The following is a 26,122-nucleotide window of genomic DNA, read 5'->3' as shown; positions in this document are numbered from 1 at the left end:
CCCCGACGGGGTGCCGGGCCCACTGCTGTCCGACCCACTGCTGCCGGGCCCGCCGCTACCCCGCCAGCGGGGTGAAGCGGACCGGGAGCCGGACCAGGGCGCGGTGGAAGGGGCCGGGACGCCAGCGCAGGGTGTCGGCGGGCTCGGCGAGTTCGAGGTCGCCGATCCGGCTGGTCAGCTGCTCGACGGCGGTGATCGCGATCAGCAGCGCCGGGTCACGGGCCGGGCAGGCGTGCGGGCCGGCCGCCCAGGCCAGGTGCGCCGATTCGCCGCTGCGCAGCCCGGCGGTGTCGGGGCTGTCGGCCGGCGGGGCGGCCTCGGAGTTGGCGGCGGCGTAGGAGACCAGGACGAGCGAGCCGGCCGGGATCGCCCGGCCGTGCAGGACGGTGTCGCAGCGCGGGTAGTGGGCGGAGAGGTTGGCCAGCGGCGGCTCGTGCCAGAGCACCTCGTCGATCGCCTGGTGCGCGGTCATCGCGCCGCCGAACAGCGAGCCGGCGTAGCGGGCGTCGGTGAGCAGCCGGCGCAGGGCGTTGCCGATGAGATTGGTGGTCGGCTCGTTCCCGGCGATCATGGTCAGGGTGATCTGCCGGACCACCTCGTCGTTGTCGAGCCCCGCCGGGTGGGTGAGGAACCACGAGGTCAGGTCGTGCCGGGGGCGTTCGCGGCGCTCGGCGACCATCGCGGTGACCACGGCGACGAGGTCCGCGTAGGCGGTCACCGCCTGCCGGGTGGACTCGATCATGCCGACGATGCCGGCCACCAGTCGCTCCCGGTGCTCGTCGGGCACGCCGAACCAGGTGGTGACCACGTGGACGGGCAGCCGGCGGGCGTAGTCGGCGATGAGGTCGGCGGAGCCGGTGGCCCCGAAGGTGCCGATCAGCCGGTGGGCGACCTCGGCGACGCGGCGCTGCAGCAGGTGCGGTTCCAGCAGCGCGAGGCCGTCGGTGATCACCTGCCGGTAGCGGGCGTGCGTCTCCCCGTCGCTGAACAGCGCGGTCGGCCGGTAGCCGAGCACCGGCAGCAGCGGGGAGTCCGGGGGGACGGTCTGCTGCCAGGCCCGGGAGTCCTTGGAGTAGGTGTCGGTGTCGCGCAGCAGGTCCAGCGCGGCCTGGTAGTCGGTGACCAGCAGGGCTTCGACGCCGGGCGCGATCTCCACCGGCGCGACCGGGCCCTGCCGGCGCAGCCGCTCGTAGACGGTCTGCGGGTCGGCGGCGAAGGCCGGGCCGTGCAGGGCGGTCGGGGGCCGGTCGGTCGGGGGCTGCGCGACGGGGGGCTGGGCGGTGGGGGTGGTCATGACTGCTCCGGGACGGAGGGCGGCAGGCCGCGCAGGACGTGTTCGGTGAGGGCGATCAGGGCGTCCAGGCTGGAGCGGCGCTCGCGGGCGTCGCAGAGCACCAGCGGGGTGGCGGGGTGCAGGTCGAGGTGGGCGCGGAGCACCTCGGGCGGGTGCGGCGGCGATTCGGGGAAGCGGTTGACGGCGACCGCGTACGGCAGGCCCTGCTCCTCGACCATGTCCATGATCTCGAAGGAGTCGGCGAGCCGGCGGGTGTCCGCCAGGACCAGGGCGCCGAGGGCGCCGCGCGCGATGTCCTGCCAGAGCGGGAAGAACCGCCGCTGGCCGGGGGTGCCGAACATGTACAGCACCACCTCGCCGGGCAGGGTGAGCCGGCCGAAGTCGACCGCGACCGTGGTGGTCGTCTTGCCGGGGAGGCCGGCCAGGTCGTCGACGGGGGCGCCGGTCTCGGTCATCGCCTCCTCGGTGTGCAGGGTGGGGATCTCCGAGAGGGTGCGGATGAAGGTCGTCTTGCCGACGCCGAAGGGGCCGGCGACCACGAGCTTCATCAGCGTCTGTTCGGGGTCGGGCAGGTAACCCACCCGGTCCGGGCGCCCCGGACCGGGCGGCCTACCGGAGAGTGCGGAGTCCAACGAGGAGCCTCTCGACGAGGGAGCGGTCGGTCTGCTGGGCGCGGGGGATCGGCGCGCGGGCGTGCAGGCAGCCCGCCTCGACCAGGTCGGCCGCGAGGAAGACGGTCGCGCTGACCGGGAGCCGCAGGTGCGCTGCGGCCTCGACGACGGTGAGCGCGCCGGGCCGCAGCAGTTCCCAGAGCCGCCGGTGCTCGGCCTCCAGCTCGGTGAGCGCCTCCGGCTGCTCGGCAGCGGTCGCGAACAGCACGGTGAGCCGTTCGAATCCGTCGGCGCCGGCGCGGGCCCGGCCGCCGGTGGCCAGGTAGGCGGGCACCATCCGCCTGCGGGGGACGGCGGTCATGACCGCGGGGCGTCCTGCCGCCTGGCCGGGCTGGCCAGGGCGCGGCCGAGGGCGGCCACCTGGACCTGCATCTGGTAGGCGACGTTGCCGAGTTGGGCCTCGGGCGTGGCGAACACCGCGAGCGAGGTGTTCTCCCCGGCCGGGACGACGACGGCGAAGCCGAGCTCGGACTCGACCACGGTCTGCGCCAGCCGGGGCTGCTCGGTGTCGGTGAAGGCGGTGGTGAACGCGCGGGCGGCCGCGTGGACGGTGGCGGTCATCGCGGCGACCCGCTCGGCGGAGGCGCGGCCGAGGCCGGCCGAGGCGGCCTCGACCAGGCCGTCACCGGTGGCGATCACCGCGTGGACGACGCCCGGCAGCTCCAGGAGCGGGCTCAGCACCCACCCGATCCCTTCGGCGGCGACGGCCGGGGCGCCGCCGGTGGGCGCGCCGGCGGGGGTGGCGGTGGCGGTGCTGGGGCTGGACGTGCTGCTCACGGCGCGGCTCCTCAGGAGGTCTGGGTGCTCCGGCGGCCGGACGCCGCCGCAGGACCGGCGCCGGTGTGGGCGGCGTCGGGGCGGGGCGTGGCCGCCCGGTCGGCGACGGCGGGGCCGGTCGCCTCGGGGGACGGGGAGTGGGGGTTCTGGGGGGTGTCGGCCTCGGCGGCTTCCGCGGTGACGAACTCGGTGCCCGCGGCCTCGGTGTCGGCGGCCTCGGCCGTGACGGCCTCCGCCTCCGCGACGGCGGCGCGGCCGGAGCCGGTGCCGTGCTGGAGCGCCTGCCAGCGGGCTGCCGCCTGCTCGGGCGTCCGCACCGGGCGGACGGCGCCGGGCGCGGGTGCCGCGGCACCGTCGGCGGGCGAGGGCTGCGCGGGCACCGGCCGACGCCGGCGGCGGCTGGGCAGTCCGGTGCCGTCGTCCGGCGCGGCGGGCTCGTCCGGCACCGCCCGCACCGGCGGGACGGCGTGCACCGGCGCTCCGTCGGACGGGTCCGGCAGGTCCGGCACCGGCGGGACGACATGAATCGCCGGGACACCCTCGCGGGCGCGTCCGCCCGGAGCGGGAGCCGGACCGGCCGGACCGGAACCGGCCCGCAGCGGCAGCGGGGTGAGCACCGACAGCGGCTGCTGCTCGTCCACCACCGTCAGCAGCCCGGCCGGAATCCGGACCAGGGCGCGCATCCCCCCGTACGGGGAGGGCTCGACATGGCAGGAGAAACCGTACTGCCGGGCCAGCTTGCCGACCACCGCGAACCCGGTCCGGGGCGGGTTGCCCAGTTCGGTGAGCAGCACGTCGGACGGGCCGGCCAGCAGTCGGCGGGCCCGGCGGAGCTGGTCCTCCTCCATCCCGATGCCGCTGTCGTCGACGATCACCAGCGCGCCCCGGCCGCCCTGCTGGAGGGTGACCGGCACGTCCGTCTCGGGGTGCGAGTAGGCGGTGGCGTTGGCGAGCAGTTCGGCGACGGCGATGGCCACCGGCTCGGCGGCCCGGGCCACCACGGCCAGCCGGCCCTCGCGCAGGTGGTTGGCCACCTTGATGCGGGCGTAGCCGGGCACCCGGGAGAGTGCGCCGACCACCACCTCGGCGAGCGGCGAGTCGGTGCGGGCCAGACCCGGCCAGGCCTCGCAGAGCACGGCGACGGTCTGGATCCGGCGCAGCGCGACCTCGTTGCGGAAGTCGACCTCCAGCAGCCGGGGGTCGTCGTTGTCGTCCTGGAGCTGCTGGACCAGGCTCTGGATCTGGTAGAGCAGCGTCTGGATCTTGGAGGTGGCGCCGCGCATCGCGGAGCGGGCGGCGGCGTCGACGCGCTCCCGCTCGTCGGTGACGGCGGCGGAGGCCGCGTCCAGGACGGCCTGCAGGGCCTGCACGGCGGCCGGGCCGACGGCGGCGGCGTCGAGCGGTCCGGCGATCGGCGCGTTGGGGTGGCTCAGCCGCAGGGCGGCGGCGGCCACCCGCTCGGTGGCGAGGTGGCCGATCTCGGCCAGCAGGGCGGCGACGCCGGCCTCGGCCGCCGCGGCGCGCTGCTCGGCGGTGTCGGCCCGCAGGTCGGCGGCGGCCGCCCGGTGGTCGGCCTCGGCCGTGCGCTGTCCGGCCTCGGCGGCCCGGTTCTCCGCCCGGTGGGCGCGGTCCTCGGCGGCCAGAGCGCGGTCGGCGGCGGCGCTGGCCTCCACGGCCGCCTGCCGTGCCTCGGCCCCGGCCTCGCGGGCCTGCTGCTCGGCCCGGGCGGTCTGCCCCTCGGCGGCGCGGGCGCGTTCGGCGGCCAGGCCCGAGGCGGCCTCGGCGGCCTCGGCCCGGGCCGCCGCGCGCGAGCGGCCGCGCGCCAGGAGCGCGGCGGCCACGAGCGCGGCGAGCGCGATCAGCGCCAGGGCCGGTACCAGGAACTGCGTCATCGACGTCCTCGGAGTTTCCTTGTACGAAGAGCGGGCTCGGTCGGGGGGCAGCGGGCGGGTGCCGTGGAACGGGTGCGGTGCGGTGGAACGGGTGTCGTGGAGCGGGTGCGGTGCAGCGGGTGCCAGGGCCGAGGGCTCAGGCCGTGGCGCGGCCGTCCGCGCGCGGGCGGGGCGTCCGGCCGCGAGTGTCCTCGTCGATCTCACGGGCCACCAGCGCCACCTGGTTCATCGCCGCCAGGATGTTCGGCACCTCGCTGCCGTCCAGGTGCCGGTACTCGGCCGCGACGGTGAGCACCAGCCGCTCGGGCAGGCCGAGTTCGGGGTACCGCTGCTCGGCGATGATCCGGCGGGCCGCGTCCAGCGCGGTGAGCCCGGCGGCGTGCAGGGTGTGGGTGCGCTCGCGGACGTGGCCGAGGTAGGCGATGTGCTCGTGGACGCCCGGGCGGTCGAGCACCGGCCCGTGGCCCGGGACGATGATCCGGGCGCCGGTGGCGAGGATCCGCTCGCAGGCGGCGATGATGTTCTCCAGCGGACCGGCCCAGTGCGAGGGGTGGTCGCCGGGCTGGGCGGCGGTCGAGCCGAAGATGACGTCACCGGTGAACACCGCGCGCTGGTGCGGGAGGTGGACGATGAGGTCGCCGCCGGTGTGGGCGGCGGGAAGGCCGGTGATCTGCACCGGGTACTCCCCCACCCGCAGTTCCAGTTCGCCCTGGAAGACGGTGTCCGGGTGGACGGGCTCGGTCCCGGACCAGTCGAACTGCCCGAAGTGGCGCCGGAGGTAGTCGCCGAGCGGCGAGTCCGGGTCGCTCCCGGTGACCAGCTCGTGGGTCTGCTGGGGCGTCGGCTCCCAGTGGATGTGCTCCAGCGCCTCGCGGGTGGCGATCACCTCGGCGTCCGGCAGCACGCCCGCGCCCCAGAGGTGGTCGCCGTTGGCGTGGGTGACGACGATCCGGTCGACGTCGACGCCGTCGGCCAGCCGCTTGCGGCTCTCGGTGAGGAACTCGGCGGCCAGCGAGGGATCGTAGGGGGTGTCGATCCACAACGCGGTGCGTTGCCCGGCGAGCAGTCCGCAGTTGGCCAGGCCCCAGCCCCGCTTCGGCGGGAGCCAGACGTACAGGTCCTCGGCAATCGCGCTCACGTTCGCACGGTTGATCGTCATGGCCGCGATTATGCCGATGATGTGACAGCGGTGGAGCGAAACCCTGGCGTTTTCGGCCATTCCCCGCCCCGGACTCTCCCGTCCCGCCCCATTCCTCCCGGTTCGCCGCCCGCCGCCGTTCCAGGATCCGGTCAGCGGGCATCCGGTCAGCGGGCGCCCGGTCGACAGACGCTCGGTCAGCCGGACGGCAGGACGCGGCAGACCTCCACCGTCACGTCCACCGTGTCCAGGCCGATCACCCGGCCCTCGACGGCGACGAACCCCTTCTCCCCCGAGCGGAACAGCCCGGCCAGCGGGGACTGCCGCCCGGCCGCCGCGAGCGCCTCCACCGCCATCGCCGAACCGAAGGCGAAGACCCCGCACAGCACCACGCAGGGCGCCTGCCGGGACGTCCGGGTGACGAACACGAAGCCGTGGTCGCGGACGAGTTCGTCGGCCGCGTTGTACTGCGCCTCGAAGGCCATCCCGCCCCAGCGGGCCCGGGCCGCCTGCGGGTGCTCCAGCCGGAAGTCCGGGAAGGCGGTGGCCAGGACGCCCGCCGAGTAGGCGTTCACGCTCGGCCCGCCGACCGAGAAGGTCGGCATCCGCGGGTCCTGCGCGCCCGCGGTGACCAGTTCGATGGTGGCCTTGCGGTTGATCTTCCGCAGCAGGTCGGTGAGTTCGGCGATGGCCCGCGCCTCGGCCATCGGCATGAACAGCACGTTCCGGGGGCCCCGACTGGTGAGCCGGCAGCCGTCCTTGGCGTAGGCGAACTCGCCCACCTCGATACTCGGGGTGACTATCTGCACGCGGCCGTACGGGCCGAGCAGCGCGCGCAGGAAGCCGTAGCGCAGGAAGAGGCGGGTCCGGGCGAGCGACCGCGCCGCGAGAAAGCCGATCACCGCCGGAACGAACCCGATCAGGATCTGGAGCACGATCTCCACGACACCCCCGCGATGACTCGGGCACGAACTGTCTGCGCCGATGTGATGCCCCGTAGAACCCCGGGAACTCCCGAGCCGGGCCGACACCCCGCTTCCACGCCCCTCCGCGCACCCGATTCACCCGTCCGGCCCAGTCCTCCGGCCGTCCGCCGGACCGGTGGGCGTCACGCTCCGTCATCCCCGGCCGGGCCGGGGCCCGTCAGCCGTCCAGGCGCTTGATGAACTTCCGCTCGCTGGCGCAGCGTTCGTAACCCAGCCAGGCGTTGATCGCCAGCATCGGCGCGTTGGTCGCGTCGTTCGAGGTGTACGCGTGCCGCAGCCCTGCCTCCCGGGCCAGGCGCAACGACTCCAGTTTGACGAGCTTGGCCAGCCCCCGGCCCCGGAAGTCCCGTCGGCAGGCGGTGAACGCCGACCAGTACCGGTCCGCGCCGTCCGTGTGCACGGCGGTGAACGCGGCCGGCCGGCCGTCGACCGCGGCCACGACGCTCAGACCGGCGTCGAAGGCCGGGCGGTGCCACTCGCCCGCCAGCCACTCGTCGTAGTCGGCGGCGTCCATCACGACCTCGCCCGGCTCGTCCCGGATCGCGTCCGCCTCGACCAGGAACACCGGGTGCGGGTCGGCCGCCCAGTAGCGCGCCGGGCGCAGCTCGACTCCGGTCGGCAGCGGCGGGGCCTCCGGCAGCGGGCGGGCGAGGTCCCGGGCGCCGAAGTGGGCGATCCTCCCCTCGGCGAATCCCCGGGCCGCGGCGAAGGCGCGCGGACCGGGCTCCTCGTCCACCCAGCTGTGCAGTTCGACCACGCCGTGCCCGGCCAGGTGCCGCTCGGCGGCGGCCAGCAGGGCGCTGAAGGCGCCGCGCCGCCGGTACTCGGGCAGGACGCTGCCGTTGGCGTGGCCGACGCCGGTCGTACTGGTCCCGGTCACGACCCCGCAGCGGACCGAGCCGACCACCCGGCCGTCCAGCTCCGCGACGAAGGTGCGGTCATGGCCCTTGGTCCGCTGGGCGTTCAGCCAGACGAACATCTCGGGCGCCTCGACCAGGTGTTCACGCCCGGCCCGGTGGGCGGCCGCCACGGCCTCGGCGTCCTCGGGGCGGAAGGCACGAATCGTCAGCGGTGTCATAGCTGCGTCACAGTAGCCACCGTCGGTCCGCCTGCGAACCCGTTTTCCACCGGAACCGTCCCCACCAGCGGTGATGCGGGAAATTCGGGCCGAGGTCGCGGATTGACTCAACGCCAAGCTCAAGTAATGCTCTGAGATGACCGGCCGAGGCTTGGCAGCCGCTCGGTCCGGGGACATGCTCAGCACTACAGCCCGGCGGCCCTGGCGACGAGGCCCGCGCCGACCGACGGCTTTCCACCCAGCCCTCCGAAGGGGGCGCACCGATGACCTCCCCCGCCCTGCGGACCGCTCCGCAGCCGCCCGCAACGACGACGGGCACCACCGGCACCACGACCACCGCCGGCACCACAGGCTTCGGCACCGGCACCGCGCGCCGGCTCGGCGTCGGCCTCGGCTGGCGCAGCGAGATCGACACCGTGGTCGAGCGGCAGCCCGGCCTGGACTGGGTCGAGGTCGTCGCCGAGAACATCTGCGACGGCCACCTCCCCACCTCTCTGCAGATCCTGCTCGACCGGGGCCTCACCGTGGTCCCGCACGGTGTCGGGCTCGGCCTCGGCGGCGCCGACCGGCCCGACCCGGCCCGGCTGGCCAGGCTCGCCGGGACAGCCGCACTGCTCGGCTCCCCGGTGGTCACCGAGCACCTGGCGTTCGTCCGGGCCGGCGGCCTGGAGGCCGGTCACCTGCTGCCGGTGCCGCGCTCGCGCGACGCCCTGCGGGTGGTCGCCGAGAACGTGCGGATCGCCCAGGACCAGCTGCCGGTGCCGCTGGCCCTGGAGAACATCGCCGCCCAGCTGGCCTGGCCGGACGACGAACTGACCGAGGGGCAGTTCCTGGCCGAGCTGGTCGAGCGGACCGGGGTCCGGCTGCTGATCGACGTCGCCAATCTGCACACCAACCGGGTCAACCTCGGCATCGACCCGGCCGCCGAACTGGACCGGCTGCCGCTGGAGGCGCTCGCCTACGTGCACGTCGCGGGCGGCACCATGATCGACGGGGTCTGGCACGACACCCACGCCCATCCGGTCACCGAACCGGTGCTGGAGGTGCTGGCCGAGCTGTGCGCCCGGGTCGCTCCGCCCGGGGTGCTGCTGGAGCGCGACGCCGCGTTCCCGCCGCCGGCCGAGCTGGCGGCCGAACTCGACGCCGTCCGGCGGGTGCTGGAGCGCGGCCGGTGACCGCCGCCCCCGGCCCGGACGCGGCCGCCGTCTCCGGCACCATGTCCGCCAACGCCTCCGACACCGACACCGTGTCCGCCACCGCCACCGACACCGCTTCCGCCACCGACGCCGCGCGGGCCCGGCTGGCGGCCCGGCAGACCGAACTGCTCACCGCCCTGGTGGCCGGCGGCCCGGTGCCGCCCGGCTTCGACCCGGCCCAGGTGCGCGCCCAGGCGACCGGCCTGGCCGCCAAGCGGCGCGACACCGCCGCCAAGGTGGCCCCGGAGCTGCCCCACCTGCTCGGCGCGCAGTACGGGCCGCTGTTCCTCGCCTACGCCCGCGGCAATCCGCAGACCGGCGGCTACCGCGCCGACGCCCGGGCCTTCGCCGAATGGGCGCTCACCGGGCGCCCCGAACCGTCCGAGGACCAGCGGCGGGACCTGGAACGCTGGCTCCGCCCGGCGTCCGAGGACCGCTCCGAACGGCGGCCCGGCCCGCTCGCCCGCCTGCACCGCGCCCTGCGGCCCGGCCGGGAGGCCTGAGCCCCGCACCGGCGCCGCTCCCGGGGCACCCGTGCCGAGTCCGCCCCGACGCCACCGCCCACCCGGGCCGCGCGTCCGTCCGGACCGCACTCGGCACCACCCGGACACCGCCCCACCACCGCCCCACGACGGCGCCACGCGCGCCCGAACCATGTCTCACCACCCGGGGGAACCACTCATGTGGCACAACGCCTTCTACCTCGTGCCCGGCGTCCTGCTGGCCGCCACCGTCCTCTACGCCTGGCAGGCCAAGCAGGCCGCGCAGCGCGTCAGCGACCCCAAGGGCCTGCCCGGCCGCGGCATCGCCCTGCTGGAGGCCGCCTTCCTGTCCGGGGGCCCGGGCCGGGTCTTCGACACCGCCCTGGTCCGGATGCACCGGCGCGGCCACGTCGTGGTCAGCCGCTCCCGGCTGGTCACGCTGACCGCGAGCGAGCCCGTCGACGAGGTCGACGGTGCGATCGTCGACGCGATCGGCCCGTCCCGCAGCCGGGACCTCGACTCGCTGCGCGTCGCGGTGATGCGCGCGCCCGCCGTCCAGGCCGTCGGCGACGCCCTGGCCGCCCGCGGCCTGCTGCGCAACCCGGAGCGGCTGCGCCGGGCCCGGACCGCGAACCGGAGCATCTGGCTCGCCCTGGCGGTCACCCTGGCCTTCGCCGCCGCCGCCCCGCTGCTGGTCTCCGACGAGCCCGGCAGCGACGGCCCCTCGCTCTGGATCCCGCTGCTGCTGCTCGTCCTCGGCCTGGTCTCGCTGCTGGCCACCCGTCCGCCCAAGGGCCGGGTCACCCCGGCCGGGCGCCGCCAGCTCGGGCTGATGGACACCGGCAAGCCCTGGCAGCCGCACCACGGCGCGTTCGTGAGCGGCGCCGACGCCGTCCTGTTCGGCGCCGTCGCGATGGGCGGCCTGGCCCTGATCGGCGCCGACGGCCTCGGCGACGCGGAACTGCACGAGGCGATGCTCGCCGCGGCGGCCACCGACCAGTCGGCCCGGGCCTTCGCCGCCTCCGCCGGCACCGGCCCCTCGTCCTCCGGCTCCTCCGGCTCCTCCGGCTCCTCCTGCGCCACCGGCCCGGCCGCCTGGTGCGGCTCCTCCTCGGACTCCTCCGGCTCCTCCGGCTCCTGCGGTTCCTCGGGTTCGGGCTGCGGCAGCTCCTCCGGCTCCAGCTGCTCCTCGGGCTCCTCCTGCGGTTCCTCCTCGGGCTCCAGCTGCGGCGGCGGCTCCAGCTGCGGCGGCGGCGGGGGCTGCGGATCCTGAGTCCCGCCCGGGAGCCGACGGCCCACCGGACGTCACAGTTCGGTATCGCGGTCCGGGAAGACGTTCCGCGCGCGGCGCGGCCGGGACTACAACAACCCCATGTGGTTGCTCTTCCTCCTCCCGGCCTGTGTCGCCGCGGTGCTCTCCTGCATCCGGCTCGTCCGGACGACCGCCACCGCCGACGCGCTGTCCGGTCAGGAGGGCCCCCGGCCGTCCGAGGCCGTCGGGATCGGGCTCTACGAGACGGCCTACCTCGCCGGCGGACCGGACCGGGTGGTCGAGCTCGCGCTCGTCCTGATGGCCTCCCGGGGGCGGCTGCACCTCGCCCACACCGGCTGGACCACGGTCGTCGACCCGCGCGGCCGCAGCCGGCTGGAGCGCGCGGTGATCGCCACCGTCGGCCCCGAGGGCCAGTGCCGCACCGACGACCTGCGGGCGGCGATGGGCGCGCACCCCACCGTGCTGGAGATCGGCAGCCGGCTCTCGCTCGCCGGGCTGGCCACCCCGGCGACCGTGCGGCGGCACACCGTGCTGGTGGTCCGGCAGGTCCGGCAGGCGCTGCTGCTCTCCGTGGTCCTGCTGGCCGCGGCGCTGGTCGTCGGCGGCCTGGTCGACGGTGACGCGCTGACCCCGCTGGCCTGGTTCTCGCTGCCGCTGGTGCTCACCTCGGGCACCCTGCTGATGGCCCGGGTCGACGTCTACCCGTACACCCGCTGGGCCTCGCCGATCGGCCAGGAGGTGCTCCGCGAGGTCCGCCCGGCGCGTCAGCACGGCCTCACCGACGACGAGGAGCGCGAACTGCTCACCGCCGTCGCGATGAACGGCCCCGCCGCCCTCCAGGACGCCCGGCTGCGCGCCGCCCTGCGCCGCCACTGACACGCCGAAGGGCCCGTCCGCACGGAAGTCTCCGGCGGACGGGCCCTTCGGCGTGTCGGAACGCGGGTGTGCTCAGACCAGGCCGTTGAGCAGCTCGGCGACCGGCTTGCGGCGGCCGGTGAAGAACGGCACCTCCTCGCGGACGTGCAGCCGGGCCCGGGACGGGCGCAGGTCGCGCATCAGGTCCACGATCCGGTGCAGCTCGTCCGCCTCGAAGGCGAGCAGCCACTCGTAGTCCCCCAGCGCGAACGAGGCGACCGTGTTGGCCCGCACGTCGGGGTAGCCGCGCGCCATCTGGCCGTGCTCGGCGAGCATCGCGCGCCGCTCGGCGTCCGGCAGCAGGTACCACTCGTAGGAGCGCACGAACGGGTACACGCAGACGTAGTCGCGCGGGCGCTCGTCGGCGAGGAACGCCGGGATGTGCGACTTGTTGAACTCCGCCGGGCGGTGCAGCGCCATGTTCGACCAGACCGGCTCCAGCTGCCGGCCCAGGCCGGTGCGGCGGAAGCGGTTGTACGCCTCCTGGAGGTCGTCCGAGTCGGCGGCGTGCCACCACACCAGGATGTCGGCGTCCGCGCGCAGACCGGACACGTCGTAGGTGCCGCGCACCGTGACGTCCTTGGCGTCCAGCTGGGCGAACAGCTCCTCGACCTCGGCGACCAGGCCGGTGCGGTCCTCGGGCAGCGCGCCCTTGAGCTTGAACACCGACCACATGGTGTAGCGGATGACCTGGTTCAGGTCCCGCGCCTTCAACTTGGCGGGCTGCTCGGCGGTCTGCTGCTCAGCGGTCTCAGTCATGCGCCCATTGTCCTCTCGGTGACGTTCGCCCCGGCCAGCGGGGTCAGTACTCGGTCGAGCGCGGCGACGGCCGCCCGGGCGCTCGCGACGCACGCCGGGATGCCCACGCCGTCGTACGCGGCCCCGCACAGGGCCAGTGCTCCCGCCCGGCCCGCCGCCGCCCGGATCCGGGCCACCCGGTCCAGGTGGCCGACCGGGTACTGCGGCAGTCCGGCCCGCCACCGGGTGACGGCGGTGTCGTACGGACGGGCGGTCAGACCGATCGCCTCGCCCAGGTCGGCCAGCGAGCGGGCGACCAGTTCCTCGTCCGCCAGCTCCAACGGCTCCTCCTCGCGCAGCCGCCCCAGCGAGGTACGCAGCACGAAGGCGTCCGGCGCGGACCGCTCCAGCCAGCCCCACTTGTTGGAGGAGAAGGTGGACGCCTTGATCCGGCGGCCGTCCACGGGCGGGACGAGGAAGCCGCTGCCGACCGGTGTGCGGGCCAGGTCGGCGCGGCGGAAGGCCAGGGTGACCAGCGCCATCCCGGCGTACTCCACGGTGTCCAGTTCGGCGGCCGCGGCGGGCACGTCGGCGCGCAGCAGCCGGGCGGCGGCCGGCGCGGGCACGGCCAGCACGACGGCGTCCGCGGCGAGCACCTCACCGTCGCCGGTGGTCACCCGCCAGCCGTCGGGGGTGCGGCGCAGCTCCGTCACCCCGGTCCGGGTGCGCAGCTCGACGCCGGCCGCGGCGCAGGCCGCGGCGACCGCCTCCGGCAGGGTGCCGAGACCGCCGCGCAGACCCTGGAACACGGGGGTGCCGACGGTCGTCGGGCGGGTGGCCAACTCGTGCACGCCCTCGACCAGCGATCCGCCGCCGCGGGCGACCGGCAGCAGCGCGGGCACCGCGGCGCGCAGCGAGATCTCGTCGCTGTGCCCGGCGTAGACGCCGCCGAGCAGCGGTTCCACCAGCCGGTCCACGACCTCGCGGCCGAGCCGGTCGGCGACGTAGCGGCCGATCGCGACATCGTCCGCGACCGCTTCCCCCACCACCTCGTTGCGGGCCCGCTCCAGCCCCTCGGGGCTCAGCACACCGGAGTCCGCCAGCGCGGCGAGGTCCCCGGGGACGCCCATCACCTGTCCGCCGGGCAGCGGCCGCAGCGCGCCCCTGGTCCAGATCGCGGCCTTGGCGGTGGTCGGCGGCTCCAGCAGCTCCGCGAGCCCGACGGCCCGCGCCAGCTCGACCGCCTCCGGCCGCCGGGCGAGCATCGACTCCGCCCCGAGGTCCACCCGGACCCCGCCGACCTCACCGCCCCGCAGCTTCCCGCCCAGCCGCTCCGACGCCTCCAGCAGCGTCACCCGCGCCCGCGCCGGCTCCCCCGCACCTCCACCGACCACGGCGGCCGCGGTCAGCCCCGCGATCCCGCCGCCGATCACCACGACATGTGCTTGCGCCATGTCCCGCAGTCTCGCAGGTCTTTACACCTATGCCTCAATCCGCCCGCTACCGGACAGCGCGCGGACGGATCCGGGACAGCACAAGCCGTACGGCTCCGCTTCTCCGCCTTCCCGCACGGGCCGCTTCCGCTGTTCCTGCGGTCGCAGAGCACTCCGCACCGGGCCGTCGGGGGCGTACCGCTTCCTCCGTACAGTCGTCGAGGCCCCGGTGGACAAGCCCGATCAGTTCCTCGTCCGCACTTTCCTCGGCAAATGGCACCGCATCCATAAGAATCCGTGCCGCCCGCCCCTTATCCCCCAGTTTCTCGCAACAGCGCCCCAGAAGTAGAAGCCTTACGGCCATGTCGCGAGGATTCCGCTTCGGCCCTCTTCTCGTGACCGACAGTTCGGCGCTCTCCGCCGCCTCGCGAAACCGCGACGACTCGTAGTAGAGATCCGCGAGACTGTAGTGCGACCTTGCCTCGCCATCTCTTTCGCCACATCGACCGAATATTTCAATGGCCTTCCTGAAGAACCGTTCGGCCCTCCTCGGATCATCGTGAATCCGGCACAGCGATCCGACGATATCGTAGACTCTCCCCTCCTCCCCCCACGCGCCTCGCATCCGAGCGATCGCCAGCGATTCCTGAAGCTCGGCCATGCCTTCCGGAATATTGCCGCACATCACGAGGGAGCGCCCCAGACCACAGCGGATCTGCCCCTCCGTCATACGGGAGGACGAGATCCCGCCCGCCGCGAGAGCACTGCGGTAGTGGTCGACCGCCTTTTGATGCATGCCTCGGCAGGACCAGATGTCTCCCAGACCGGCCAGGCTCCTCGCCTCACCGTCGTGTTCACCGAGTTCGCGGTAGATGGTCAGCGCTTGCTCGTGATGTTCCGCCGCCGGCCCCCATCGGCCCGCGCCGCGTTCCATGACCCCGCGCCGATGAAGGACGTCCGCTGCCGCCGACCGGTCACCGAGTTGCTCTCTCAATGCGACCTGGGCAGCCTGACAGTCGCGCGCCTCGGTGAGCCTGCCGGCGGCGAAGTACGCCTCCGTGAGCATCACCAACGTGCCCACTTCGAAGTTCCTCTCTCCGAGATGGCGAGCCGCACGCACAGCGTGTTCGAAGGACGTGATGCAGCTTTCGACATGACCGCGAGCCTGGAAGTACGAACCGAGCGCAATCGGCAACGCACGCGCGATCCTGGGCCGACCCATGGCTGTCGCCAGCTCCACCGCCGCCACGAGGGACGGAAGTTCAGCGTCGAACCAGGCCAGCGCATCGGCCGAACCGCCCTCTCCTTCCAGTTGTTCCTCGAAATCCCAGGCCGACGACAAACACCGCGCCAACCAGCGATCGGCTGCGGCTTCCCTTACGTTCGGAGGGACTTCCGACTCCAGACGCTCCTCTGCATACAGCTTCAGCAGATCGTGGAAGCGATATCGGAGCAGGCCTTCCACACGTTCGCTCTCAACCATGTGGGCACGACGAAGAGCTGACAACAATCGACGCACGTCACGCTCGGGCACACCAGCAAGGGCAGCAGCACCTTCCTGGCTGAGCCGCGGTCCGGGGGCGACCGCCAGCAGGGGGAAGAGCCTCGCCTCGTCCGCCTCCAGCCGACGACAGGAGAGTTCGAAAGCAGCCCGGACCGCCAGGTCGTCCCCGTACTCCAGCTCTGTCAAGCGACTTCGCGCACAGGCCAGGGAGTCCGCCACGTCCCGCATCACCCGCTCCGGCTCACCAACCAACAGAGCGGCAACGATCCGCAACGCCAGTGGCAGGCCCGCGCAATGGGACACCACCTCGGCCGTGGCTGCCGGGTCGGCCATGGCTCGATCCTCCCCGGGACGTGCGACGCGGAGAACACGGCCAAGGACTTCGGTCGATCCACTCGGCGAAAGGGCTCCAACCTCGACCACCCGAGCTGCGTCAAGGTCTGCAAGCAGGTGACGGCTGGTGATCAGCACCCCATGAGCACCCTCGGACGGCAACAGCCCCCGCACCTGCGCGGCATCCGAGGCGTCGTCGGCCACGACCAGCAGACGCCTTCCCCGTCTCGCCAGATCACTCATCACCGCCCGGTAGCAGGCCTCCCGGTCCGCCTCACCGGAAGGAATCTCCGCGCCCGCGACTCCGAGCTGCCGCAGCAGGCGATCCAACGCCGCCGCCCCCGTCACCCTGGAGGCGCCGTCGAGGGCGTAACCGTGCAGGGTCACGAACAAGGTTCCGTCGAACCATCCGAGATCTCTTATAGCGCTGCCCGCGGCCAGCGCAAGGGAAGTCTTTCCCGCGCCGGCGAGCCCCGCCAGAATACCGGCAGGACTCGCGGACGGGGCTCGAAGCGCAGGGTTGAACAGATCCAGGACATCGGCAAGTTCCGCATCCCGTGCCGCCACAATGCCAACCGGCGGAAGCAGGTTCGCAAGCGCGCACCCTCGACGGTCCTCGAAGATTTGATTGACGGTCACATTTTCTGCTTGAAATACAGTCTCGGCGCTTCCGCCATTGAATTCATTCACCACACTCGACACATATTCGTTGTACATCGTCGCGCAACTTCTCCCAAATAGGCTGATCGGAGAAGTGAACTCCGGAATGGATGCCGTCACGTACGACGGATGGGCGCAGGCCACCGGCGCGGTAAGTCGTCGGTGCGTGGGCAGGTGCACGACATAGCACTCTGCGGGGAGCTGCGGCCGGGTGACGGGGTGACGGCGGCGCTGCTGCGGCGGGCGAGGATCGCGGTGGACGCGGTGTGACGCCTTGTCCGCTCCGCAGCCGAGACGTGATCGAGCTGCGACCTCCCGGGTGGGTCCGGAGTGGGGCGGGGTCCGTCGAAATGGTGTGGGTGCCCCGGGAGGGGGTGCCGGGCATCGGATGACGGGGAGGGCTCGATCGTGGGACGAGGACGAGGGCGGCGGAGAGCGGGGGCGCTGGCGGCGGTGGCCGTGGCGGCGGTGCTGGCGGCGGGGTGCTCGGCGAGCGGGGACGGCGCGAGCCGGGACATGTCGGCGGTCGCCCCCGCGCAGGCCCCGGCGCAGGCCGCCGCCGGGGAGGCGGCCAAGGCGGACGCCGCCGTCGGGGCGCCGGGGGTGGCCTCGGTGGCACCCAAGGCGCCGCCCGGGCAGCCGGGTGTGATGCCGGTGGTGGACTCCCGGCAGATCGCGTACTCGGCGCAGCTGACGGTGCGGACGGCGCAGGTGGACACGGCGCTGGCGAAGGCCCGGGACCTGGCCGTCGCTGCGGGCGGCTATGTGGCGAGCGAGACCGGGAGCTCCGGCGGGGACGGCGGCCCGCAGAGCGGGCAGATCACGGTGAAGGTGCCCTCGGCGGCGTTCCAGCCGACGCTGGACCAGTTGGCCGGGCTCGGCGAGGTGCTGTCCCGGCGCAGCCAGGCGGAGGACCTGACCCAGCAGGTCGCGGACGTCAACAGCCGGATGCAGAGTCAGCAGGCGAGCGTGGACCGGGTGCGCGCGCTGATGGCGCAGGCGAAGACGCTGGCCGAGATCGTCAGCCTGGAGAGCGAGCTGAGCCGCCGGGAGTCGGACCTGGAGTCGCTGCAGAAGCAGGTGAAGGAGCTGTCGGCGCGGACCTCGCTGTCCACCGTCACGCTGGACGTGAGGCAGAAGGCCGGCCCGGTCCAGGACGTGCCGGACGCGCCGGAGGACAAGGGGTTCTGGGCCTCGGTCGGCTCGGCGCTCGGCGGCGGCTGGCACCTGCTGGGCGCGATCGTGCGCGGGGTGGCCGTGGCGGTGGCCGCCGTGCTGCCGTTCCTGCTGGTGGCCGCGCCGGTCGCGGCGGTGCTGTGGGTGCTGCGCCGGCGGCGGAAGCCGGTCCCCGTGGCACCGGAGCAGGAGGAGGACCGGGCGGTGGAGGAAGCGGAGGAGGAAGAGGAGAAGGAGCCCGCGCACTGATCCCGGGCCCGGCCCGACGGTGGCGGCCCCCTCTCCCTCCGGAAGTGCGGGCCGCCACCGGACGGCGGGTCAGCGGGCGCTGGCCTCGTGCACGAAGGCGACCAGGCGGCTGAGCGCGTCCGGGTCCATGCTGGGCATGACGCCGTGGCCGAGGTTGAAGATGTGGCCGCTGCCGCCGAGCGCCCGGGCCGCGTCCAGCACCTCGCGGGCCTTGGCCTCGACGGCGCCGGTCGGCGCGAACAGCACCGCCGGGTCGAGGTTGCCCTGGAGGCCCTTGCCGGGGCCGACCCGCTCGGCGGCGACGTCCAGCGGCACCCGCCAGTCGACACCGACCACGTCCGCGCCGGCCTGGCCCATGAGGCCCAGCAGCTCGCCGGTGCCGACGCCGAAGTGGATCCGCGGCACGCCGTACCCGGCCACCGCGTCGAACACCTTGGTGCTGGCCGGCATCACCGAGCGGCGGTAGTCGTCCGGCGCGAGCGCGCCGACCCAGGAGTCGAACAGCTGGATCGCCGAGGCGCCGGCCTCGATCTGCACCTTGAGGAAGGCGGCGGTGATCCCGGCCAGCCGGTCGAGCAGGGCGGCCCACAGGTCGGGCGCGCCGTACATCATGGCCTTGGTGTTCTCGTGGTTCTTGGACGGCCCGCCCTCGATCAGGTAGCTGGCGAGGGTGTAGGGGGCGCCGGCGAAGCCGATCAGCGGGGTCGCGCCGAGCTCGTCGACGAGCAGGCCGACGGCCTCGGTGATGTAGGGGACGTCGTCCGGCTCCAGCGGGCGCAGCCGCTCCAGGTCGGCGAAGGTCCGGATCGGGTCGGCGATGACCGGGCCGATGCCGGGCTTGATGTCGACGTCGATGCCGACCGCCCGGAGCGGGACCACGATGTCGCTGAAGAAGATCGCCGCGTCCACCTTGTGCCGGCGCACCGGCTGGAGGGTGATCTCCTTGACCAGCTCGGGCCGCATGCAGGACTCCAGCATGGGGATGCCCTCGCGGACCTTCAGGTACTCGGGCAGCGAGCGGCCCGCCTGGCGCATGAACCACACCGGGGTGTGCGGTACCGGCTCGTGCCGGCAGGCGCGCAGGAACGCCGAGTCGTACGCGGCGCCGCGGCGCGCGTCGGGCTGCTGACCGGGGGTGGCGCCGGTCGGGGGGACTGCCGTCGTCTCGCTCACGCTCCAAATCTTCGCACGCGGCCCGGACCCGCCCGTCCCGGCGGTCCCGTCGCCTCCGCCGGCGCCCGAACGGGAATCGAACGAGGGTCCGACCGGGAAGCCGGGCGGGGCTCCGGACGGGGATCCGGCCGGAGATCTGGCCGGATTGCCGCCCCGGCGCGCCGCGCGGGCAGAAGTTACGGCGATTACCCGGGTTTTCGACCTAGTCTTCGGGTCATGGCAGCGGTCGGAGGGCACCCCGCGCAGGGTGGAGGAGCAGGTGGCGGAACGGGTCGGGAGGCGGCGCCGAGCGAGTTCCGGGCCGCCGTGGAGGCGTTCTCCGGCGCCCGGCTGCGCCCCGAGCTCGTCCTCTCCCCCGCCCCGGCCCCCCGCCGGCTGGCGCCGCACTCCTTCGCGCTGACCGCCACCGTCGAGGTCGACGGCGAGGAGCTGGCCGACGGCCGGCTGGTGCTGCTGCACGACCCGGCCGGGCAGGAAGCCTGGAACGGGGACTTCCGCGTGGTCACCATGACCCGGGCGGAGCTGGAGCCGGAGATGGCCGGCGACCCGATGCTCTCCGAGGTCGGCTGGGCCTGGCTGCTGGACGCGCTGCAGGCGCACGGCGCCGGGTACGCGGAGCCGTCGGGCACGGTGTCGCTCTGCGCCTCGCAGTACTTCGGCGGGCTGGCGGAGCGAGCGTCGACCACCGAGATCGAGATCAGGGCGTCCTGGACGCCCGCCGACGGCCGCTTCGAGCGGCACCTGTCGGCCTGGGGGGACCTGCTCTGCATCAGCGCGGGCCTGCCGCCCGCGGCCGCGGCGCCGCACGCGCCCGCCGACGTCACGTCACTCGGTGGAGTGGTCCCGATGCCCGCCAGGCGACGTCCGCGCTCGCACTGAGGAGTGGCGCCGCCGCGTCGTCATCACCGGACGCGCCGCCACCCCCAGGGCTGACGGAGTGTGACTTCGGTGCGGCTCTCCGTCAACAATCCGGTCGAATCCGACTACTTCGTGTCGAGAGTGATCGATTTTGTGCGAATTCCAGGCATGTCGTAATCAGTCACCTGAGCGATTTGTCCGTATTGTTACTCACTAGATCGTGATCTTTCGCTAAAGCCGGGCACTGATGCTGCCGAAGCAGACTGTGACCCTTTCCGAACGCGGAACACTCCGACCGCCCCCTCGGGGTTCCGTCCGCCACTCCCGCAGGAGGCCTGGTGTCGGTCCTTCTTGAGCACCCCGCAAACGTGGTCGCCTACCGCCCGACCAAGCCCACCGCCATGGTGGTCATCGCCGATCCCCGCGTCCGAAACACCGTCACCCGTCACCTCTGGGCGCTCGGCGTCCGGGACGTGATCGAGGTGTCCTCCATCGCCGAGGCCCGCCCCCGGGTCTCCACGCCGCGCGACATCTGCGTCGCCGACGTCCACCTCCCCGACGGCTCGGGGCTGACCATCCTCGCCGAGACCCGCGCGGCCGGCTGGCCCAACGGGCTGGCACTCTCCGCCGCCGACGACATCGGCGCCGTCCGCAGCGCGCTGGCGGGCGGGGTCAAGGGTTACGTCGTGACCGGCACCCGCACCAATGTGGCCATGCCGGGCCGCCCCGGCATGCCGCTCGGCGCCGCCGGACTGGCCGGCCGGATGCGGCGCCCCGGGATGCCCGGCATGCCGGGCGCGGCCGGGGCTCCCGGCGGCGCACCCGGTGCCCACGGCGCGCCGGGCGCCCAGCAGACCGCCTACCGCGAGCTGTCCGGCCGCGAGGTCGAGGTGCTGCGGCTGGTCGCCGAGGGCCAGTCCAACAAGGCGATCGGCGTGGCGATGGGCCTCTCGGCGCTCACCGTGAAGAGCCACCTCGCCCGGATCGCCCGCAAGCTCGGCACCGGCGACCGCGCCGGCATGGTCGCGGTCGCGCTGCGCACCGGCATCATCCACTGAGCCCCGGCGCCGCTGCGGCGGCCCAGGAGGAACGTTTCCTCCCGGGTCGCCGCGCGCCGCGGCCGGGAACGCCCTGCGGGGCCTGTCCGGAGAGCCCCGGGCGGGCCCCTTCATCGGTCTGACCAGTCCGACAACACTCCCGGTCGCGGGGTCCGTCGTACCCTTGGTAGGTGACCGACGCCGTAGCAGCCATCCCAGAAGAAGCAGCCCCGGTCCCGCTCCTCGAACCGAAGGAGGGGATCCCTCCGGTCGTGGCGGACGAGCAGGCGCTGGCCGACACCGTCGCCGCCTTCGCCGCGGGATCCGGACCGGTCGCCGTCGACGCCGAGCGGGCCTCCGGCTACCGCTACGGCCAGCGGGCGTACCTCATCCAGCTCCGCCGCGCGGGCGCCGGGTCCGCGCTGATCGACCCGATCGCCTGCCCCGACCTCAGTGGGCTGGGCGCGGCCCTCGCGGACACGGAATGGGTGGTGCACGCCGCCACCCAGGACCTGCCCTGCCTGGCCGAGGTCGGCATGAGACCCCAGCGACTGTTCGACACCGAGCTGGCCGGCCGGATCGCCGGCTTCGCCCGGGTCGGCCTCGGACCGATGACCGAGAGCGTGCTCGGGCTGAGCCTCGCCAAGGAGCACTCGGCGGTGGACTGGTCCACCCGTCCGCTGCCCGAGCCGTGGCTGCGCTACGCCGCCCTGGACGTCGAGGTGCTGGTCGAGCTGCGCGACGCACTCGAACAGGAGCTGGACGCCCAGGGCAAGCTCGACTGGGCCCTGGAGGAGTTCGCGGCGATCGCCGCCGCCCCCCGGCCGGCCCCGCGCACCGACCCGTGGCGCCGCACCTCGCAGCTGCACAAGGTCCGCCGGCGCCGCCAGCTGGCCGTGGTGCGCGAACTGTGGCTGGCCCGCGACCGGACGGCGCAGGAGCGGGACGTCTCGCCGGGCCGGGTGCTCTCGGACGCCGCGATCGTCAACGCCGCGCTGGCCATGCCGCTGAACATCGCCGCGCTGCAGGGCGTCCAGGGCTTCGGGCCCCGGGTGCACCGGCGCCAGCTGGAGCAGTGGCTGGCCGCCGTCCAGCGCGGGCGGGAAGTGCCGGAGAACCAGTTGCCGCCGGCCGCCGCACCGCACGACGGCCCGCCGCCGCCGCGCGCCTGGGCCGAGAAGGACCCGGTGGCGGCCGCCCGGCTGAGCGGGGCACGCGCCGCGGTCGGCGAGCTGGCCGAGCGGCACAACCTGCCGGCCGAGAACCTGATCACCCCGGACCTGGTCCGCCGGGTCTCCTGGGAGCCGCCGGCCGACGCCTCGGCCGCCAACGTGGCCGCCGTGCTGCGGCGGCTCGGGGCCCGGCAGTGGCAGGTGGACCTGGTCGCGCCGACCCTGGCCGCCGCCTTCGTCGAGGCGGCGAAGGCCGGCGCCGAGGCCAAGGCCGGTACGGGCGCGCAGCAGGGCTGAGCGGGGAGGAACGGAGAAGGGGATGTCGCCCGGAGCGGGCGGCGTCCCCTTCGTCGTACCCGGCCGCCCCGGACCTCAAGCCGACCCCGAACCCGCCTTGACCCCGGCCGGCACCAGCCCGCCCCGAGCCGAAGGGGCGCGCCGGTGCCGAAACGAGGAGGCTGCGAGGTACAAGCGGCATCGGAGCGCCGACCGTCGGCGCCGGACCGGAGCGCCCCGGAGGCGAGCGGGTGAATCACAGAGTGGGCGACAACACATCCGGTGTTGCGGCTTCCGGGCCTGGGCAGGGTGGTTACCGGCGGGTAGCATGGCCGTGGGCGGCGCCGCCCGCGTCGATTCGTGCGACGGCTCGCGGCAGCCTGCCCACTGAACCGTTGGTCCCTGGGAGGAGAGCCCCCGTGCCTCGTACCGCGAGGGACGTCGTCTTCGTCGATGGCGTCCGCACCCCGTTCGGCAAGGCAGGCCCGAAGGGCATCTACCACGAGACCCGTGCCGACGACCTCGTCGTCAAGTGCATCCGGGAGCTCGTGCGTCGTAACCCGAACCTGCCCGTCGAGCGCATCGACGAGGTCGCGATCGCGGCCACCACGCAGATCGGCGACCAGGGTCTGACGATCGGCCGCACCGCAGCACTGCTGTCGGGCCTGCCGAAGTCCGTCCCCGGCTACGCGATCGACCGCATGTGCGCCGGCGCGCTGACCGCCGTGACCACCACCGCCGGCGGCATCGCCTTCGGCGCCTACGACGTGGTCGTGGCCGGTGGCGTCGAGCACATGGGCCGCCACCCGATGGGCGAGGGCGTCGACCCGAACCCGCGCTTCGTCTCCGAGAAGCTCGTCGACGAGTCCGCCCTGTTCATGGGGATGACCGCGGAGAACCTGCACGACCGGTTCCCGCACATCACCAAGGAGCGCTGCGACGCCTACGCCGTGCGCTCGCAGGAGAAGGCCGCCAAGGCGTACGCCAACGGCGACATCCAGCCCGACCTGGTGCCGATCTCGATCCGCAACACCAACCCCGAGGTCGGCGAGACCGGCTGGGGCCTGGCCACCGCGGACGAGCCGATGCGCCCGGGCACCACGATGGAGAGCCTGGCCGGTCTCAAGACCCCGTTCCGCCCGCACGGCAACATCACCGCGGGCAACTCGGCCGGTCTGAACGACGGTGCCACCGCCTCCCTGCTGGCCGCCGAGGACGTCGCCGAGGAGCTCGGCCTCCCGGTCCGGATGCGCCTGGTCTCCTACGCCTTCGTCGGCGTCGAGCCCGAGGTCATGGGCATCGGCCCGGTGCCGGCCACCGAGAAGGCGCTGGCCAAGGCCGGTCTGACCATCGACGACATCGGCGCGTTCGAGGTCAACGAGGCCTTCGCCGTGCAGGTCCTGGCGTTCCTGGACCACTACGGCATCGCCGACGACGACGAGCGCGTCAACCCGTTCGGCGGCGCGATCGCTTTCGGCCACCCGCTGGCCTCCTCGGGCGTGCGCCTGATGAACCAGCTGGCCCGCCGCTTCGAGCAGCGCCCGGACGTCCGCTACGGCCTCACCACGATGTGCATCGGCTTCGGCATGGGCGCCACCATCGTCTGGGAGAACCCGCACTTCGAGGGTGGTAAGTGAGCATGAGCACCACGACTGAGCTGCTGACCCGCGGCGCCGAGCTCTTCCCCGGCGAGGTCGTCACGACCGCGCACGTCCGCCACCTGGACCTGCCGCTGCAGGCCGGCCGGCTGGCCCTGATCACCCTGGACAACGGCTTCGACCACACCAAGCCGACCACCTTCGGCCCGGGCTCGCTGCTCAAGCTGAGCGAGGCGCTGGACCAGGTCGAGGCCGAGGCCGCCGAGGGCACGATCGTCGGCGCCGCGATCACCGGCAAGCCGTTCATCTTCGCGGTCGGCGCCGACCTCAAGGGCGTCGAGCTGCTCCAGCAGCACGCGGACGCGCTCGCCATCGGCAAGGGCGGCCACGAGGTCTTCAAGCGGATCGCCGCGCTGCCCGTCCCGACCTTCGCCTTCTACAACGGCGCGGCGATGGGCGGCGGCGTCGAGGTCGGCCTGCACTGCGACTACCGCACGGTGTCGGCGGGCGTCCCGGCGTTCTCGCTGCCCGAGGTCTTCCTCGGCCTCGTCCCCGGCTGGGGCGGCTGCAGCATCCTGCCGAACCTGATCGGCCCGGCCAAGGCCGTCAAGGTGATCATCGAGAACTCGATGGCGCAGAACAAGCAGCTCAAGGGCAAGGACGTGTTCGAGCTGGGGATCGCCGACGCGATCTTCGAGCCGGCCGACTTCCTGGAGCAGTCGCTGCTCTGGGCGGCCAAGGTCCTCAAGGGCGACGTGGCCGTCGAGCGCGAGGCGATCGACCGCGGCAAGGCCTGGGACGACGCCGTCGCCTGGGGCCGACTGGTCGCCGACGCCAAGGTGCACGGGGCGGCCCCGGCCGCGTACCGGGCGCTGGACATCATCGCCCAGGTCAAGACTGCGACGCTCAACAGCGCGGACCTGCAGGCCGGCTTCGACGCCGAGGACGCGGCCCTGGCCGACCTCATCATGGGCGGCGAGCTGCGCAGCGGCATCTACGCCTTCAACCTGGTGCAGCGCCGGGCCAAGCGCCCGGTCGGCGCGCCGGACAAGTCGCTGGCCCGCCCGGTCTCCAAGGTCGGCGTCGTCGGCGCCGGTCTGATGGCCTCGCAGCTGGCGCTGCTGTTCGCGCGCCGGCTGGAGGTGCCGGTGGTCCTCACCGACATCGACCAGGAGCGCGTCGACAAGGGCGTCGGCTACGTCCACGCCGAGATCGACAAGCTGCTCGACAAGGGCCGCATCGGCAAGGACAAGGCCAACCGCCTCAAGGGCCTGGTCTCCGGCTCGCTCGACAAGGCCGCCGCCTTCGGTGACGCGGACTTCGTGATCGAGGCCGTGTTCGAGGAGATGGGCGTCAAGCAGACCGTCTTCGCGGACCTGGAGAACGTGGTCTCGCCGACCTGTGTGCTGGCGACCAACACCTCCTCGCTCTCGGTCACCGAGATGGCCTCGAAGCTGAAGCACCCCGAGCGGGTCGTCGGCTTCCACTTCTTCAACCCGGTCGCGATCCTGCCGCTGCTGGAGATCGTCCGCGGCGAGAAGACCGACGACGTCTCGCTGGCCACCGCCTTCGGCGTCTCGAAGAAGCTGAAGAAGACCGCGGTGCTCTGCAAGGACGCCCCGGCGTTCGTGGTGAACCGGATCCTCACCCGCTTCATGGGCGAGATCCAGGGCATCATCGACGAGGGCACCCCGATCGCCACCGTCGAGAAGGGCGTCGAGCCGCTCGGCCTGCCGATGTCCCCGATCGTGCTGCTGGAGCTGGTCGGCCCAGCCATCGCCCTGCACGTCTCGGAGACCCTGCACGGCGCGTTCCCGGAGCGGTTCACCGTCTCCGAGAACCTCGGCAAGGTGGTCAAGGCCGGCAAGCGCGGCTTCTACACCTGGGTGGACGGCCAGCAGGTCCTCGACCCCGAGGTGCTGGAGCTGCTCACCTTCGGCGACACCGTGCTGACCGAGGAGCAGGTGCTCGGCCGCGCCCTGGAGGCCGTCGCCCAGGAGATCGGCCTGATGCTGGAGGAGGGTGTCGTCGCCGAGGCGCAGGACATCGACCTCTGCATGATCACCGGCGCCGGCTGGCCCTTCCACCTGGGCGGGATCACCCCGTACCTGGACCGTGAGGGCATCTCGGAGCGCGTGAACGGCAAGCGCTTCCTCGCCCCGGGCCTGGCCTCCGTGCCCGCCTGAGGATGAACGCGGAGGGCCCCGGCGACC

General features: G+C 73.7%; 20 protein-coding genes and 1 pseudogene. 9 read left to right on the top strand and 12 right to left on the bottom strand.

The window, feature by feature from the left end:
• Window positions 1–55: 55 nt before the first annotated feature.
• From OG715_RS29820 to OG715_RS29785, 8 genes are all read right to left on the bottom strand, one after another.
• Window positions 56–1,294 carry a cytochrome P450 gene (locus OG715_RS29820; protein WP_266274192.1) on the bottom strand — a complete coding sequence of 413 codons (1,239 nt, stop codon included), beginning with the start codon at window positions 1,292–1,294 and terminating at the stop codon, window positions 56–58.
• Window positions 1,291–1,926, bottom strand: coding sequence for a GTP-binding protein (locus tag OG715_RS29815; RefSeq protein WP_380509498.1), 636 nt, complete (start codon window positions 1,924–1,926; stop codon window positions 1,291–1,293). The genes OG715_RS29820 and OG715_RS29815 overlap by 4 nt, the downstream gene beginning before the upstream one ends.
• Window positions 1,904–2,266 (bottom strand): DUF742 domain-containing protein, encoded by a 363-nt coding sequence (locus OG715_RS29810; RefSeq protein ID WP_266274194.1) that lies wholly within the window; start codon window positions 2,264–2,266, stop codon window positions 1,904–1,906. The genes OG715_RS29815 and OG715_RS29810 overlap by 23 nt, the downstream gene beginning before the upstream one ends.
• Complete coding sequence (locus OG715_RS29805; RefSeq protein ID WP_266274681.1) at window positions 2,263–2,655, bottom strand: roadblock/LC7 domain-containing protein; 393 nt, start codon at window positions 2,653–2,655, stop codon at window positions 2,263–2,265. Before OG715_RS29805 ends, OG715_RS29810 begins: the two co-directional genes overlap by 4 nt.
• 98 nt (window positions 2,656–2,753) lie before the next feature.
• Window positions 2,754–4,634: an ATP-binding protein gene (locus OG715_RS29800; RefSeq protein WP_266274195.1), complete on the bottom strand. Its 1,881-nt coding sequence runs from the start codon at window positions 4,632–4,634 to the stop codon at window positions 2,754–2,756.
• Between the two features lie 136 nt (window positions 4,635–4,770).
• Window positions 4,771–5,793 (bottom strand): MBL fold metallo-hydrolase, encoded by a 1,023-nt coding sequence (locus tag OG715_RS29795; RefSeq protein WP_266274196.1) that lies wholly within the window; start codon window positions 5,791–5,793, stop codon window positions 4,771–4,773.
• A 176-nt stretch (window positions 5,794–5,969) separates the two neighbouring features.
• Entirely contained in the window at window positions 5,970–6,716 is a 747-nt protein-coding gene (locus OG715_RS29790; protein ID WP_266274197.1) for a hypothetical protein, read from the bottom strand.
• Window positions 6,717–6,915: 199 nt separating this feature from the next.
• Window positions 6,916–7,836, bottom strand: coding sequence for a GNAT family N-acetyltransferase (locus OG715_RS29785; protein ID WP_266274198.1), 921 nt, complete (start codon window positions 7,834–7,836; stop codon window positions 6,916–6,918).
• A 407-nt stretch (window positions 7,837–8,243) separates the two neighbouring features.
• On the opposite strand from OG715_RS29785, the pseudogene OG715_RS29780 reads away from it, so the two are divergent.
• The 3 genes and pseudogenes from OG715_RS29780 (at window position 8,244) to OG715_RS29770 (ending at window position 11,663) form a co-directional block, all read left to right on the top strand.
• Window positions 8,244–9,535 (top strand): annotated as a pseudogene (locus tag OG715_RS29780) (DUF692 domain-containing protein).
• A 178-nt stretch (window positions 9,536–9,713) separates the two neighbouring features.
• Window positions 9,714–10,787, top strand: coding sequence for a TIGR04222 domain-containing membrane protein (locus OG715_RS29775; RefSeq protein ID WP_266274199.1), 1,074 nt, complete (start codon window positions 9,714–9,716; stop codon window positions 10,785–10,787).
• 99 nt (window positions 10,788–10,886) lie between these two features.
• The gene (locus OG715_RS29770; RefSeq protein ID WP_266274200.1) at window positions 10,887–11,663 is read left to right on the top strand and encodes a TIGR04222 domain-containing membrane protein; all 777 of its coding nucleotides are present in this window, start codon (window positions 10,887–10,889) and stop codon (window positions 11,661–11,663) included.
• A 72-nt stretch (window positions 11,664–11,735) separates the two neighbouring features.
• On the opposite strand, the gene hemQ is transcribed toward OG715_RS29770, so the two are convergent.
• The 3 genes from hemQ to OG715_RS29755 are packed head-to-tail and all read right to left on the bottom strand — an operon-like array spanning window position 11,736 to window position 16,550.
• A complete protein-coding gene (gene hemQ, locus OG715_RS29765; protein ID WP_266274201.1) occupies window positions 11,736–12,461 on the bottom strand; it encodes a hydrogen peroxide-dependent heme synthase in 726 nt (241 codons plus the stop codon).
• Window positions 12,458–13,894: a protoporphyrinogen oxidase gene (gene hemG / locus OG715_RS29760; protein ID WP_266274202.1), complete on the bottom strand. Its 1,437-nt coding sequence runs from the start codon at window positions 13,892–13,894 to the stop codon at window positions 12,458–12,460. The genes hemQ and hemG overlap by 4 nt, the downstream gene beginning before the upstream one ends.
• Window positions 13,895–13,940: 46 nt before the next feature.
• Window positions 13,941–16,550: a tetratricopeptide repeat protein gene (locus OG715_RS29755; RefSeq protein WP_266274203.1), complete on the bottom strand. Its 2,610-nt coding sequence runs from the start codon at window positions 16,548–16,550 to the stop codon at window positions 13,941–13,943.
• A gap of 228 nt (window positions 16,551–16,778) precedes the next feature.
• Between OG715_RS29755 and OG715_RS29750 the strand changes: the two genes are divergently transcribed.
• Entirely contained in the window at window positions 16,779–17,795 is a 1,017-nt protein-coding gene (locus OG715_RS29750; protein WP_266274204.1) for a DUF4349 domain-containing protein, read from the top strand.
• Between the two features lie 69 nt (window positions 17,796–17,864).
• Here the strand turns inward: OG715_RS29750 and hemE are convergent, their stop codons facing one another.
• Window positions 17,865–18,878 (bottom strand): uroporphyrinogen decarboxylase, encoded by a 1,014-nt coding sequence (hemE, locus tag OG715_RS29745; RefSeq protein ID WP_266274683.1) that lies wholly within the window; start codon window positions 18,876–18,878, stop codon window positions 17,865–17,867.
• Between the two features lie 306 nt (window positions 18,879–19,184).
• Here hemE and OG715_RS29740 point away from each other — a divergent pair, with 306 nt between their 5' ends.
• From OG715_RS29740 to OG715_RS29720, 5 genes are all read left to right on the top strand, one after another.
• Complete coding sequence (locus tag OG715_RS29740) at window positions 19,185–19,847, top strand: DUF3000 domain-containing protein (RefSeq protein ID WP_266274205.1); 663 nt, start codon at window positions 19,185–19,187, stop codon at window positions 19,845–19,847.
• Between the two features lie 317 nt (window positions 19,848–20,164).
• Entirely contained in the window at window positions 20,165–20,884 is a 720-nt protein-coding gene (locus OG715_RS29735; protein ID WP_266274206.1) for a response regulator transcription factor, read from the top strand.
• A gap of 170 nt (window positions 20,885–21,054) precedes the next feature.
• Window positions 21,055–22,332 carry a ribonuclease D gene (locus OG715_RS29730; RefSeq protein ID WP_266274207.1) on the top strand — a complete coding sequence of 426 codons (1,278 nt, stop codon included), beginning with the start codon at window positions 21,055–21,057 and terminating at the stop codon, window positions 22,330–22,332.
• A gap of 398 nt (window positions 22,333–22,730) precedes the next feature.
• Window positions 22,731–23,948 (top strand): thiolase family protein, encoded by a 1,218-nt coding sequence (locus tag OG715_RS29725; protein ID WP_030395004.1) that lies wholly within the window; start codon window positions 22,731–22,733, stop codon window positions 23,946–23,948.
• A 2-nt stretch (window positions 23,949–23,950) separates the two neighbouring features.
• Window positions 23,951–26,095 carry a 3-hydroxyacyl-CoA dehydrogenase NAD-binding domain-containing protein gene (locus OG715_RS29720; RefSeq protein WP_266274208.1) on the top strand — a complete coding sequence of 715 codons (2,145 nt, stop codon included), beginning with the start codon at window positions 23,951–23,953 and terminating at the stop codon, window positions 26,093–26,095.
• Window positions 26,096–26,122: the final 27 nt, after the last annotated feature.

This window comes from Kitasatospora purpeofusca, from assembly GCF_036010405.1.
Classification (GTDB): domain Bacteria; phylum Actinomycetota; class Actinomycetes; order Streptomycetales; family Streptomycetaceae; genus Kitasatospora; species Kitasatospora purpeofusca.
The sequence above is the reverse complement of the archived record's forward strand: the minus strand, read 5'-3'. Positions and strand labels throughout refer to the sequence as shown.

Coding starts and splice junctions, on each gene's coding strand:
- hemQ (WP_266274201.1), bottom strand. CDS start 12,461: ATGACTGAGACCGCTGAGCAGCAGACCGCCGAGCAGCCCGCCAAGTTG.
- OG715_RS29720 (WP_266274208.1), top strand. CDS start 23,951: ATGAGCACCACGACTGAGCTGCTGACCCGCGGCGCCGAGCTCTTCCCC.
- OG715_RS29775 (WP_266274199.1), top strand. CDS start 9,714: ATGTGGCACAACGCCTTCTACCTCGTGCCCGGCGTCCTGCTGGCCGCC.
- OG715_RS29785 (WP_266274198.1), bottom strand. CDS start 7,836: ATGACACCGCTGACGATTCGTGCCTTCCGCCCCGAGGACGCCGAGGCC.
- OG715_RS29810 (WP_266274194.1), bottom strand. CDS start 2,266: ATGACCGCCGTCCCCCGCAGGCGGATGGTGCCCGCCTACCTGGCCACC.
- OG715_RS29795 (WP_266274196.1), bottom strand. CDS start 5,793: ATGACGATCAACCGTGCGAACGTGAGCGCGATTGCCGAGGACCTGTAC.
- OG715_RS29740 (WP_266274205.1), top strand. CDS start 19,185: ATGGCAGCGGTCGGAGGGCACCCCGCGCAGGGTGGAGGAGCAGGTGGC.
- OG715_RS29800 (WP_266274195.1), bottom strand. CDS start 4,634: ATGACGCAGTTCCTGGTACCGGCCCTGGCGCTGATCGCGCTCGCCGCG.
- hemG (WP_266274202.1), bottom strand. CDS start 13,894: ATGGCGCAAGCACATGTCGTGGTGATCGGCGGCGGGATCGCGGGGCTG.
- OG715_RS29820 (WP_266274192.1), bottom strand. CDS start 1,294: ATGACCACCCCCACCGCCCAGCCCCCCGTCGCGCAGCCCCCGACCGAC.
- OG715_RS29770 (WP_266274200.1), top strand. CDS start 10,887: ATGTGGTTGCTCTTCCTCCTCCCGGCCTGTGTCGCCGCGGTGCTCTCC.